Source organism: Agrobacterium sp. GW821-FHT14E08, assembly GCF_058803865.1.
Window position 1 is genome coordinate 1,653,502 of the sequence record NZ_JBXAPJ010000001.1, and the last position, 13,047, is coordinate 1,666,548.

General features: G+C 58.9%; 11 protein-coding genes and 1 tRNA gene. 5 read left to right on the forward strand and 7 right to left on the reverse strand.

Going from position 1 to position 13,047, the window contains the following annotated elements:
• Nucleotides 1-117 precede the first annotated feature (117 nt).
• The gene (locus AC1ROR_RS08225) at nt 118-1,365 is read left to right on the forward strand and encodes an AGE family epimerase/isomerase (RefSeq protein WP_498589096.1); all 1,248 of its coding nucleotides are present in this window, start codon (nt 118-120) and stop codon (nt 1,363-1,365) included.
• 133 nt (nt 1,366-1,498) lie between these two features.
• On the opposite strand, the gene AC1ROR_RS08230 is transcribed toward AC1ROR_RS08225, so the two are convergent.
• Together AC1ROR_RS08230 and AC1ROR_RS08235 are read right to left on the reverse strand one after the other, a co-directional pair.
• Nucleotides 1,499-2,059: a dual specificity protein phosphatase family protein gene (locus AC1ROR_RS08230; RefSeq protein ID WP_035220354.1), complete on the reverse strand. Its 561-nt coding sequence runs from the start codon at nt 2,057-2,059 to the stop codon at nt 1,499-1,501.
• 212 nt (nt 2,060-2,271) lie between these two features.
• On the reverse strand, nt 2,272-2,724 hold the full coding sequence (locus tag AC1ROR_RS08235) for a hypothetical protein (protein WP_498589097.1): 453 nt from the start codon (nt 2,722-2,724) through the stop codon (nt 2,272-2,274).
• Between the two features lie 405 nt (nt 2,725-3,129).
• On the opposite strand from AC1ROR_RS08235, the gene AC1ROR_RS08240 reads away from it, so the two are divergent.
• Complete coding sequence (locus AC1ROR_RS08240; RefSeq protein WP_498589098.1) at nt 3,130-3,762, forward strand: outer membrane protein; 633 nt, start codon at nt 3,130-3,132, stop codon at nt 3,760-3,762.
• 215 nt (nt 3,763-3,977) lie between these two features.
• Complete coding sequence (locus AC1ROR_RS08245) at nt 3,978-4,349, forward strand: hypothetical protein (RefSeq protein ID WP_080835283.1); 372 nt, start codon at nt 3,978-3,980, stop codon at nt 4,347-4,349.
• A 156-nt stretch (nt 4,350-4,505) separates the two neighbouring features.
• Here AC1ROR_RS08245 and AC1ROR_RS08250 read toward each other — a convergent pair.
• Nucleotides 4,506-4,581: transfer RNA gene (locus tag AC1ROR_RS08250), tRNA-Ile, on the reverse strand.
• Between the two features lie 181 nt (nt 4,582-4,762).
• Between AC1ROR_RS08250 and AC1ROR_RS08255 the strand changes: the two genes are divergently transcribed.
• Entirely contained in the window at nt 4,763-5,506 is a 744-nt protein-coding gene (locus tag AC1ROR_RS08255) for an SIMPL domain-containing protein (RefSeq protein WP_498589099.1), read from the forward strand.
• A gap of 177 nt (nt 5,507-5,683) precedes the next feature.
• On the opposite strand, the gene AC1ROR_RS08260 is transcribed toward AC1ROR_RS08255, so the two are convergent.
• Entirely contained in the window at nt 5,684-6,031 is a 348-nt protein-coding gene (locus AC1ROR_RS08260; protein WP_080835289.1) for a hypothetical protein, read from the reverse strand.
• A 127-nt stretch (nt 6,032-6,158) separates the two neighbouring features.
• Nucleotides 6,159-6,581: a secondary thiamine-phosphate synthase enzyme YjbQ gene (locus AC1ROR_RS08265; RefSeq protein WP_498589100.1), complete on the reverse strand. Its 423-nt coding sequence runs from the start codon at nt 6,579-6,581 to the stop codon at nt 6,159-6,161.
• Between the two features lie 254 nt (nt 6,582-6,835).
• Between AC1ROR_RS08265 and AC1ROR_RS08270 the strand changes: the two genes are divergently transcribed.
• Nucleotides 6,836-9,388, forward strand: coding sequence for an HWE histidine kinase domain-containing protein (locus AC1ROR_RS08270; RefSeq protein WP_498589101.1), 2,553 nt, complete (start codon nt 6,836-6,838; stop codon nt 9,386-9,388).
• Between the two features lie 189 nt (nt 9,389-9,577).
• On the opposite strand, the gene AC1ROR_RS08275 is transcribed toward AC1ROR_RS08270, so the two are convergent.
• Together AC1ROR_RS08275 and rpoD are read right to left on the reverse strand one after the other, a co-directional pair.
• Entirely contained in the window at nt 9,578-10,492 is a 915-nt protein-coding gene (locus tag AC1ROR_RS08275; protein WP_498589102.1) for a DUF930 domain-containing protein, read from the reverse strand.
• A 196-nt stretch (nt 10,493-10,688) separates the two neighbouring features.
• Entirely contained in the window at nt 10,689-12,743 is a 2,055-nt protein-coding gene (gene rpoD, locus AC1ROR_RS08280) for an RNA polymerase sigma factor RpoD (RefSeq protein WP_035220298.1), read from the reverse strand.
• Between the last annotated feature and the right edge of the window lie 304 nt (nt 12,744-13,047).

Below are 13,047 nucleotides of genomic sequence, written 5' to 3' on the forward strand. Positions count from 1 at the left end.
TTCAAGGGACAGACATGGCTTTGCGTCGTTGCGGCAGACTACGAAATTTCACTGACAGATGACAGGTTTATACAGCAAGGATATAAGCCGAAGCAGCAAACCGCATGGAGGACGAGAATGCCCGAGGACGATCACAACAGCCGCAACTGGAACACCCTGCCCTGGCATCGCCAATGGCTGGTAAAACAGGCCGAGGGACTTTTCGATTTCTTCCAGTATCGTGCCCTCAATCCTGCCGGCGGCTTCTTCGATCTCGATGCCAAAGGCGCGCCGTTGCAGCCAAACGACCCCGTGCGCGGCATTCACGCTTCCGCCCGCATGGTACATTGCTTCTCCATCGGCCACCTGCTTGGCCGCCCGGGCTGCGGCGATATCGTCGACCACGGCATGACCTACCTCTGGAACAGGCACCGCGATGGCGAGCATGGCGGTTATTTCTGGCAGGTGAACGATGCCGGCCCAGTGGACGCCACCAAGCAGGGTTATGGCCATGCCTTCGTGCTTCTCGCCGCCTCTTCCGCCAAGACCGTCGGCCACCCGCTGGCCGACCGGATGCTGGCCGATATTACCGAGGTTCTGGAAACCCGCTTCTGGGAAGAAAAACACGGCGCCATCGCCGAGGAATTCCATCGCGATTGGTCGCCCATCGAGAATTATCGCGGCCAGAACTCCAACATGCACCTGACCGAAGCGCTGATGGCGGCCTATGAGGTTACAGGCGACAATAGCTACCTCAGCAAGGCGGAGCGCATCGCTGACCTCGTCATTCGCCGCCGCGCCGGCGAGCTGGACTTCCGCGTGCCGGAGCATTTCGACGAGAACTGGACGCTCGATAAAGAGTATCGCGGCAACGAAATGTTCCGCCCTTCCGGCTCCACCCCCGGCCACTGGCTGGAATGGGCGCGCCTCATCCTGCAATTATGGGTGCTGGGGGAGCGCCGCCATGACTGGATGCCGGTGGCCGCAAAATCGCTCTTCGTGCAATCCATGGCGCTCGGCTGGGACCGGGAAAAGGGCGGCTTCTTTTATACGCTCGACTGGAACGACAATCCCGACAAGCGGTCAAAGCTGTGGTGGCCCATGTCCGAGGCGGCGGGCGCTGCCCACTTCCTCAACGAGAACCTGCCGGCGGACAACTTCTATGAAGACAGCTATCGCCGCATCTGGAGCACGATCGCCAACAACTTCATCGACCATGAGAATGGCGGCTGGCATGAGGAGTTGACGGAAGATCTGGTTCCCGCCCACACGCTGTTCCCCGGCAAGGGCGATATCTACCACGCGCTACAGGCCTGCCTCATCCCGCTTTTCCCGGCGACGGGAAGCTTGACGAAGGTGATCAGGGAAAGCGGCGGGGATTATTGAGGCGCGTTGCGGCCAATAGCCCCTCTGCCGTCATGCTCGGGCTTGTCCCGAGCATCTGCTACCTATCCGCTGGACACAACGTGGTTAGATCCTCGGCACAGGGCCGAGGATGACGCTGCGTATAAAGCAATCCTCAAAAGCCGATGGTTTCCTCATAATCATCCCAGGACTGGTACATTTCATACCGCCCGATACCGGGGATCGGCACATGCCCGTAATAGGGTGAAAGCTGAAACTCCGCCGCCGCCTCGCTCTTGCCAGCCACGGCCGCCACATAGATCGCGGAGGCAAGCCCCGTGCGGTTGGCGCCATGTTCACAATGGATCAGGATCGGTTTTTCCGCATTGCGCAGCACCGCCGCCAGCGTTTCCGAATCTTCCACCGAGACCTTTTCGCTTGAGCTCAGCGGATAATCGACAAGCCGGATGCCGTTGTTTTTTGCCGCCTGGCTTTCGGCGTCATACCAGCCTTCGCGCTTTTCATCGCGCAGGTTGATGATCGTCTTGATGCCGTAAGCCTTGGCGTAGGCCGTGATGTCCTTACCGCTCGGCTGGGCTGAACGATAAAGTTCACCTGGTATAACCTCATGAAAATTTCCGGTCAGCTGACCGATGCCCATATGGGCGCCCGCCAGAACCGGCAGCGCGACAAGGCCGATGGCCGTGATTTTCAAAAACTTCAGAACAATACGCAAAACGTCAACCCGCGATAGTCTTCGGACGGGTTGGCAGATGGCATCGCAAACGGGCGAAAACAAGTCGGGCATCCGCCACTGCCATATGGGCGCGGCCCGCAGGAAACACCTCAATGGCGGCTACCCCTTGCGTAGCAGGGCTTTTCAGACGGTCGCGCAACGGCGCGGAAATTCTCAAAATACCGTGATAGCCGCAAGCGGCGTGGACCTGCTCAGTCGAACTCGGCGGAAATGACGGTGACACGCCATTCCAGCCGTTGCGGCTCTACCCTCTCATTGTTGCGCAGCCGGAATGCACGGCATGCGGCGAATGTTTCGCCAGCCTCGATCCGCCTTTCGCTCACCTGATAGGGATCGAAAGCGACGGAGGCGCGGAAGGCAGGCTCGAAGCCCTCAAGCGTATAGGTCAGGCGCTGCACGGCGACATTATTGTCATTGCGGAAGCTGACGCGAATGGGCAACGCCGTATCCGGGCAGGCCGCGTCTAAGCTCGCTGTCGCAACAATATGGTCGAGCCTCTGGCTACCGCGCCACCAGTCATAGATGACAAGGGCGGCTGTGGTCGCCCAGATCAGCAGCAGGCAGATGACGACGGGTTTGAGATGCCGCGGAAAGGCGATGAGGGTCAGAAGAAGAATGGCACTGAGAACGGCTCCGACGATCACATCGTCTCTCCCCGGTAAAAACAAACCCTCATGCGCTCCTGCCCTCCCTTGCGCGTCTGCCCGCAAATGCCGTTTTGAGTGTGGTGCCAGCGCAAAGCCGAAGCACCCGCATCGCGGCAGACATGCACAACTCTATGGTCGTGCCCCCCTCTGTCAAGACAACCAAGCGTGACACCTGAAGACCCCGGCACCGGGCACTCAACCGTGCGGCAAAGGGAACCAAAAGCCATCAAGGACGTTCGCCGCATCAGAACAGCATGACGGGGCGGTAAAAGACACCGCAACCGGCGGCCCGGAAGCCGGCAATGCAGGAGTGCGCAGCACCTCTTGGAACCGGCGGGCAGCGACCCATATTAAATGAACCTAATATATGCTAAGAAGGTCAGTCAGCTCAGGGAGAAAACAATGAAAACGCTGATCGTAACGTCACTCCTGGCCCTTTCGGCCAGCACCGCAATGGCCGCGGATGCCGTCTACGAAACGCCGGCGCCTCCGGTCGCGCAGGAAACCCTGCCGGTCTTCACCTGGTCTGGTCCCTATCTTGGTATTCAAGGCGGCGCGGGCTGGGCGAATGGCGATTTTTCGGCGGGCGGTCCGGTCGCATCGGATAGTTTCGACGGCGGCATTCTTGGCGCCTTTGCCGGTTACAATTACCAGTTCGACAATAATGTCGTCCTCGGCATCGAGGGCGATGTCGATTATAACTGGAACGACAATGACTATGCGGGCGTGCAGATCGGCACTGACTGGCAGGGCTCCGTGCGCGGCCGCGTCGGTTACGCCTTCGACCGCGCCCTGCTTTATGGAACCGCCGGCTGGACCGCCACACGCGGTTTCATCGAAACGCCCGGCGCCGGCAAGGACAGCACCACATTTAACGGCTATACCATAGGTGCGGGTATCGACTACGCCTTTACCGACAATGTGTTCGGCAGGCTGGAGTATCGCTTTAACGACTATGGCGACAAGGACATTTTCGGCATCAATACCGATCTTGACCAGCACACCGTCAAGGTTGGCCTCGGTGTAAAATTCTGATCCTGCGCGACCAGCCTCCCCTTCAAAAGCCCGGCCATTCGCCGGGCTTTTTTATTGCCAAAAGGCTGCACCGGTTTTGCCTGTCGATTTTTAGCGAGGCGAAAAACATGAACCCCTCAACAACAGGACATTCACAAACCGTTCAGCAGACCCGTGCCATCATGCGGGCATAATGAGCCTCTATCTCCCAAGGCAGGCTTATGGAGTAGCCCTCGATGAAAAAGATAATTCTTTCCACCATTGCCGCCCTGGTCGCCACCGGCAGCGTCTTCGCTTCCTACGGCACCGCCGCCGCGCAGGACTATCCCTATCGTCCTCGCTATGACCGTGGTTACGACCGTGGCGGCCCACCCCCGCCGCCCTACCGCGAACACCGCCGCCACAATGATGGCGCAGCGATTGCCGGCGGCCTCGCCGCAGGCGTCATCGGCGGCCTGATCGGCGGCGCCATCGCCAACAGCAATAACGGCCCCCGCTACTACGAACCGCCACCGCCGCCCCGCCCGCGCTGCTGGTTCGAAGACCGCCGCGTTCCCAATTCCTATGACGGCGGCTGGCACACCGAAAGCATGCGGGTCTGTAACTGATCGCATCGCTGAAAATTCGCACATGATGATCCGATCAGTCGAAAGGCTGGTCGGATTTTTTGTTGGATGAGCAAATGTCTCGAAGAAGGCGATGATCGACGAGGTATCGATTCGTTGTACGGAATATCGCTGATCGATTCGAAACATCAGGAAAAATGGTGGGCCCGGAGAGACTCGAACTCCCAACCAAGCGGTTATGAGCCGCCGGCTCTAACCATTGAGCTACAGGCCCTTATCGGAACAAGGTGGTCCGAAACACCGGCTTCGCAATGGTTCGAATCCGGTGGGTCACGCTCTAACGTAATTTTTTGAGCCCGACAAGCCATTGATGCTATCGCGGGTGGGTGCTGCCGTATTAGCTACACAATCTAAGGCAATACCCTCTAAAGGGACACAATCAACGAGGAAACACCATGAAGACAAAACAGGCCCGCCTTTTCGCACTCACAGCTTTGGCCGCAGCGGCGATGATACCGCTCTCCGGTCAGGTGCTTGCGCAGGACGCCACCCCGCGCGAAGCCACCATCAGCGTTACCGGTGAAGGCCAGGCGGCCATCGCTCCGGATATGGCGATCCTGTCCTTCAGCGTCGTCAAGCAGGCGGAAACGGCGGCTGCGGCTCTGACTGAAAATTCCAAGGCGCTTGCCGATGTTCTGAAGGCGCTGAAAGAAGCGGCCATCGAAGATCGGGACCTGCAGACCAGCAATTTCTCCGTGCAGCCGCTTTACAAGCATTATGAGCCCAAGGACGGTGTCTATGTCGCGCCCGAGATCACCGGCTATCAGGTTTCCAACGGCCTGACCGTGCGCGTGCGCGACCTGAAGAAGCTCGGCGCGATCCTCGATACATCCGTCAAGCTCGGCATCAACCAGGGCGGCGATATCAGCTTCACCAATGACAAGCCGGAAGCGACCGTCACCGAGGCCCGCAAGCAGGCCGTGGCCGACGCGCTGGCCAAGGCGAAAACGCTGACAGAAGCAGCAGGCGTGAAGCTTGGCCGCGTCATCCAGATCAGCGAGAACATGCAGCGCCCGATGCCCGTGCCGCAGGGCATGATGCGCGCCGCGATGGCGAAGGAAGCCGACAGCGTGCCGATCGCTTCGGGCGAAAACAGCTACAGCGTGGTCGTCAGCGTCACCTTCGCGCTCGGCGAATAAGTCGCAGCGGGCGGCGGCATTGCCCGTCGCCCGCCATCTGCCGCCAAGGTGGCGTAAAGTTGCCCGGGGGCAATGCACAAAAAGAAACGCCCCTCGCCTGTCTTTCCGGACGAGCGAGGGGCATTTTTTTGATCCGCCAGAAGGGCGGGGGATTTCGGCGGATCAATATCGGCCGTTTTAGCGGCGGATTACCGGGCAGCCGCGCTCATTGGCGAAAACGATGCGGTCGCGGCCGTGACGGTCGAAACCTGCAACCACAACACGGCGCGGCGATACATCAACGACGCGCGCGCGGCGCAGGCCCATGCGGCTGGCTTTTTCTTCCGCAAACCGCGGCGAGCAACCGAAACGCGGGCGATCCGGGCGACCCCAGCCGGGACCGCGACCTCTGTCATGGCCATATCCATCCTGAACCTGAACTCTGAACTGAACATCCGAGCCGGCGGAAGCGGCGGGAGCAGTGACGGAAACGCCACCAAGCGCGATGAGGGCAGCCAGGCCGGCTTTTGCAAAGGTGCTGAACATGAACTCACTCCGTTTGTTCTGCGCCGGCAGGGAACGTCCCCCGGCGATTGACGAGACCCTAGACCCGCCCGCCTGAACGCGGACCGAACCGCATATTCAGCATAGGTTCATGGATGTTAACGGGAAATCAGGCGGAGATATGCAGCACGATTTCACGACGATGCGGCTGGTCACGGTGCTCGAAAAGATAAATGCCCTGCCAGGTGCCGAGTGTGAGCCTGCCCTCGCTGATCGGCACGCCGATGGAAACCGTCGTCAGCGCCGATTTGATATGGGCGGGCATATCGTCGGGACCTTCGAGCGTATGGATCACCCAGCGCATGGAGGGATCATCCGATGGCGGCACGAGGCGGGAAAAGAACATCGTGAGATCGCGCCTCACATCCGGATCGGCATTTTCCTGAATAAGCAGGGAGCACGACGTGTGGCGCACGAAGACGGTAAGCAGGCCTTCATCCACACCGGCGTCTCTCACGAAACGACTGGCTTCGGCTGTGAATTCGTAGAGGCCCTGCCCTTGCGTGGCGATGGTCATTTTCTTCTGCGGCACATTTTTTCCTTCAGATAAGCTGGAACAAAATCGTCCCTGCGACCGTTACAACATGTCAAATTGCGTGCGATGACGATTAGGAATACGACAAACAGATGATTGCGACCTATAGAGCAGAACGGAATACCGGCGTCACGGTTGCAAGAAACGGGGAAGGGTTGACACTATCATAATGAACTATTCAGGCTCGCCCATCCCCCCACAGAGAAAAGACTTGCATCGCAAGACAGGCACAGGGTGCGAAAGACTGTTTCATGGCGCCCAGTGACTATCATGTCGACCTGACGAATTGCGACCGCGAACCCATCCATATTCCAGGCTATATCCAGCCGCATGGCTGTCTGATCGCTTGTGATAACGCCTTGCGCATGATCGTGCGGCATTCGGAAAACTGTCTCGATCTTTTGGGCTTCGAAGGCAATATAAACGGCAGGACCGCCGAAGAGGTTCTCGGCAAGGACCTCGTTCACGATCTTCGCAACGCGCTCACCGTAACCGGCAGAACCACGCGTCCCGCCATGTTGCCCAACATGGAAATGCGTGACGGCCGCAGCTTCGATATTTCTCTCCACCGCTACAAATCCACCACGATCATCGAATTCGAACCATCCCGCAGCGAGACGCAGCCGCTCGGCACGGCACGCAAGATGGTGGACCGCATTCGCGAGGCCGACAGTGTCGAGAGCCTGATTTCACGGACGACCCGGCTGATAAAGGCGACTTTGGGTTACGACCGGGTGATGATCTACCGCTTCGAGGAGGATGGTTCCGGCAAGGTCGTCTCAGAGGCAAAGCAGCCGGAACTGGAAAGCTTTCTCGGACAATATTTTCCCGCCAGCGACATTCCGCAGCAGGCACGCGCGCTCTATCTCAAGAATACGCTGCGCATCATCTCGGACGCCAGCGGGGCACGGGTGCCGGTGCTGCCGGCCCTCGATGCCTCCGGTGAACCGCTCGATCTGTCCTTTGCACATCTGCGCAGCGTCTCGCCCATCCATTGCGAATATCTGCGCAACATGGGCGTTGGCGCCTCTATGTCGATTTCGGTGATTGTCGATGGCGCGCTCTGGGGCCTCATCGCCTGCCACCATTATTCACCGCGCGTTCTGACGATGCCGGTCAGGATCGCCGCCGAAATGTTCGGAGAGTTTTTCTCCATGCATTTGCAGGTGCTGAAACAGAAACGACGGCTCGATACGGTTAACCAGGCCCATGCCGCTCTCGACCGTTTCCTGCGACTTGCCGCCCATCACGCCAACATAGAGGAACTGCTGATAGACAGTTTCCAGGATTTTTCCGATCTCATGCCCTGTGATGGCGTCGGGCTTTGGGTCGGCAATAATTGGCATGGTCACGGCGCGACCCCGCCGCACGACGCCATTCCCCGACTGGCGCGCTTTGTCGCCACGGCGTCCGAAGGCAAGGTCTGGGCGACCCATGCCCTGTCGCAAGCCATACCGGAAGCGGAAATCTATGCCGACACGGCAGCCGGAATGCTCGCCATTCCGCTTTCGCAGGTCACGAACGATTATCTCCTGTTTTTCCGCAAGGAGATCGTGCAAAGCCTGAACTGGGCCGGCAATCCGGAAAAATCCTATGAGACAGGCCCTATGGGCGACCGCCTCACCCCGCGGAAAAGTTTTGCGATCTGGAAGGAAACCGTTCGCCTGCAGGCGCAGCCGTGGTCGGAAGCCGATCGGGAAATAGCCGAAGCCGCGAGAATCGCGCTCGTCGAAGTGGCGTTCCATCACAGCGAGCTGATGGCCGGCGAAAGGGAGCGCGCGGAAGTGCGCCAGCGCATGCTGAATGAGGAGCTCAACCACCGCGTCAAGAATGTTCTGGCCATCATCAAGTCGCTGGTCGGCAATCCATCGCAGGAGGGCAAGACCCTGCAGGAATATGTGACCGCGCTGAAGGGCCGCATTCAGGCATTGTCCTTTGCCCATGACCAGATCATTCGTGGCGAAGGCGGCGGCGCGCTGCGGGATCTTCTGGATGCCGAACTCTCACCGCATCGCTCGCCCGAAACCATGGTGAAGCTCACCGGACCGCAGGTAACACTCGATTCGCGCGCATTCTCCGTCATGGCTCTGGTCCTGCATGAGCTGGCGACGAATGCGGCCAAATACGGGGCGCTGGCGCAGACCGGAGGAGAACTGCATGTCCGCTGGGAAATCAACGAGAACGGCGACTGCGAAATGCAGTGGCGCGAAATTCTCCCCGCCAAACTCCTGACACCGTCGCGCGCGGGGTTCGGCACCGCGCTCATCAGCCGCAGCATTCCTTATGATTTGGGTGGACGCAGCACGATGCGATACCTGCCGGACGGGCTGGAGACGGAAATTCTCCTGCCCGCGCGCCACGTTTCAGCAATGATGACGGCCTCCGACGCGAAAACCGAAGACGAAACCGCGCCGCAGACCAGACGTTACGACCGGGAGGAACCCTTGAAAATATTGCTTGTCGAAGACCAGATGCTGATCGCCATGGATGTCGAGAACATGCTGGAGGACAACGGCATCAAAATGATCGAAACGGCAACCTCATCGGCCATGGCCATTGAAAAGCTGAAAAGCTACCTGCCGGATGTGGCCATCCTCGACATCAATCTCGGTTCCGACACCTCCATCCCCGTCGCCCGGGAGCTTCACCGTCGCGGCGTCCCCTTCCTCTTCGCCACCGGTTATGCCGATGGCAGCATGGTGCCGGATGAATTCGGCAATGTGCCGGTTATCAGGAAGCCTTATGATGAGGATGCGCTGATGGCGGGGATTGGGTTGCTGGTGGGCGATACGGAGCGGGTGTGACAAGCCCTTGGGTTTGCAGGCAGGGTGCGCTACCTCTCCCCGTCATGCCAGACTTGATCCGGCATCCAGCTACGGCGCGTCTGCGCCGTGAGAAACGAGTCTTTTGCGATCAAAGACTTGATCGCGTTGGACCCCGGATCTAGTCCGGGGTGACGGTGTGCGGATGATGAGGCTCAGCCAAACCCACCCTCACTGAAATCTCGTGAAACCCCGCTTTTTCGCGTCTTCGGGCGATATTGCGTTGCCGATTTTAAACCGGAACGCCGTCACCGCATAGTTTTCCAGATCGACCTCACACTGGAACGAGACATCATGCCAGCCATTGCCCGTGTTGAACGCGCCACCGGAAGCATCGATCGAATTTCCCGAAATCCTGCCTCCCGTATCCGAATAGGGAATCATGCCTCTGGCGGCAAAACCCGCCCCCTGAATTTGGGCCAGAGCTTCAGTACTGCAAAGCTGAACAATGCGACGACGCGGTGGCAGATCACCGAACATCTGGCGTCGCTGGGCAGGCGAAAGAACCGTTGAAGACAACAGATTTTTAGCGGCTGGAAGTTTCGCGGGTTTCTCGTCCACCACTTCGGCAGGTTTGTCTTCAGCTGGCTTCACCTGCGGCACAGGCGCCTGATCCGGCTCTTTCTCTTCCTTTACGGGCGAGACCGCAATCTCCCCCTGCTCCGCGGAAGCCTGAAGGTCGCTATTTGCGGCAGAAGGCGCGGGTTTGTCTTCCGCGGTTTTTTCGGGTTGGCTTTCGGGTTGCTCAGAAGGCTCTGTTTTCTCCGCCTCCTCCACCTTGCCCGGCTTGTCTTCAGGGTCCGCCTGTGTCTCCTCAGGCCGCATGGCGATAGCGGGTAGCGTCGCCTGCAAAGGTGGTGAAGGCTTTGTTTCCTCTGCCGGAGGCGGCGGCGGTGGAGGTTGCGGCTTTTCCTCTTTCGCCTCTTCCGCTGCAGGGGGCTTGCCCTCCTCCGTCTTCTTCTCCTCCGGCGGCGGCACCAGATCGACGCTGATGCTTTCCGGCTCCTGCGGTTCGGCTATCCGTTCGGGCAGTTCAAAGAGGAAGATCGCAACAACGGCAAGATGCAGCAGCACGGAGACGGGCACAGCCCATCCTTTCCCACGCCATCTGCCTGCCGAAACCTGTTGCATCTCATCGAACCAAATCGAACCGGAGGATTTCCAATAAAAGCGGAATACCTGTTTTCACACATAAGGCTTGTCGCAGAGTTCGCCAGTGTGGGAAACAAAAAACCCGGCCAGCGCAAACTGACCGGGTTCAATTTTAAAGGAAACAAACAGCTTAGCTGTCGAGGAAGCTGCGCAGCTTTCTGGAGCGGCTCGGATGCTTCAGCTTGCGCAGCGCCTTCGCCTCGATCTGACGGATACGTTCACGGGTAACCGAGAACTGCTGGCCGACTTCTTCCAGCGTATGGTCAGTGTTCATGCCGATGCCGAAGCGCATGCGCAGAACACGTTCTTCACGCGGCGTCAGCGAGGCCAATACGCGCGTCGTCGTTTCGCGCAGGTTCGCCTGAATGGCGGCGTCGATCGGCAGAAGCGCATTCTTGTCTTCGATGAAGTCGCCGAGATGCGAATCCTCTTCGTCACCCACGGGGGTTTCGAGCGAGATCGGCTCCTTGGCGATCTTCAGAACCTTGCGCACCTTTTCAAGCGGCATGGCCAGCTTTTCGGCCAGCTCTTCCGGGGTCGGCTCACGGCCGATCTCGTGCAGCATCTGGCGCGAGGTGCGAACGATCTTGTTGATCGTTTCGATCATATGCACCGGAATACGGATCGTGCGGGCCTGGTCGGCGATCGAACGGGTGATCGCCTGCCTGATCCACCAGGTCGCATAGGTCGAGAACTTGTAACCACGGCGGTATTCGAACTTGTCGACCGCCTTCATCAGGCCAATATTGCCTTCCTGAATGAGATCGAGGAATTGAAGACCACGGTTGGTGTATTTCTTCGCAATCGAGATCACCAGACGCAGGTTGGCCTCGACCATCTCCTTCTTGGCGATACGCGCTTCGCGCTCGCCCTTCTGCACCATCGAAACGATGCGGCGGAATTCGGCGATGGAAATGCCGGTTTCCGTGGAGAGATTCTGGATTTCCTGACGGATTTCGCGGATCGTGTTGCTTTCCTCGCGGGCGAATTCCTTCCAGCCGCGCGCGGCCAGATTGGCAATCGACTTCATCCAGTTCGGATCGAGTTCCGCACCGTGATACTGCTCAAGGAAGCTGTCACGCTTGACGCCATAGGATTCGGCAAGGCGCAGCAAACGGCCTTCGTTCTGCATCAGACGCTTGGAAATGTCGTAGAGCTGCTCGACGAGGCTGTCGATACGGTTCTGGTTCAGCGACAGCGACTTGACGGCCGTGATCAGCTGATCCTTCAGTTCCTTGTAACGACGCTCCTGACCGGAAGACAGGGTACCGGTGCAGGCAAGACGTGCCTCAACCTGCTGGTCCTGAAGCTTGCGCAGCTTCTTGTAGGTGTCAGCGATGGTGTCGAGCGTTTCCATGACCTGCGGACGCAGTTCGGCTTCCATCGCGGCAAGCGAAAGATTGGACTCGTCGTCGTCCTCTTCTTCCTCTTCCGGCGGCAGGCCATCGCCGCCCACGTCAGTCACGTCCTCGTCGCCGGTCGGAGCGCGCAGCTTGCGGGTCTTTTCCTTCTCTTCGGCAGCCTTGCGGTCCGCCTCGATCTTTTCCGGGCTCTGGAACTGCGGGGCAGCCTTGGCTTCCGGGCCGGAATAGGTGGTTTCGAGATCGATGATCTCGCGCAGCAGCGTCGTGCCTTCGTTGAGTTCGTCGCGCCAGATGATCAGCGCCTGGAATGTCAGCGGGCTTTCGCACAGGCCCGAAATCATCGTTTCGCGGCCGGCCTCGATGCGCTTGGCGATGGCGATTTCGCCCTCGCGCGACAGAAGCTCGACGGAACCCATTTCGCGCAGATACATGCGCACCGGGTCATCGGTACGGTCTGTCGGCTCTTTCTTCTTTGCGGTCGCAAGTGCGGTGCCGCCGGAAGGGGCCAGTTCACCGCCTTCGGAATCGTCGCTGTCGGAATCGCTGTCGTCGTCGCTCGCGGTCGCCTCTTCGGCATCCTCGTCCTCGATCACGTTGATGCCCATATCGGACAGCATCGCCATCGTGTCTTCGATCTGCTCGGAAGTCACCTCTTCGGACGGCAGGACAGAATTCAGTTCGTCCATCGTCACATAGCCGCGCTTCTTGGCGGCCTTGATCATTTTCTTGACCGCGTCATCCGAAAGATCGAGAAGCGGACCGTCCGTCGCACCGTCGCGTTCGTTTTCTGCTTCTTCGTTTTCTTTGACTTTGGTTGCCATCTATCTCGTCGCTTTCCCTGACGCTAACACCTGTTCCGCCGCATCGCCGTCCGCCCCTTGAGCATCCGGCGCATTGCCGCGAATCACTGTCAGACACCTAACGGAGTGATCTTTAATTGCCGATTAACCACGGCAGCCTCAGGCAGAATGCAAAGACAGTGCACCCGGAAATGCTTGCTCATGCAATTTCTATCCGCCAAGGCTCATTCCACCTTACTTTTCCTGAAATGGTGATTCCCGCTATTTCCCGTCGCGTCAAGCCTTTAGGGGCGAGACAGCCACGGAAATTCGTAAAAAAGGCCGC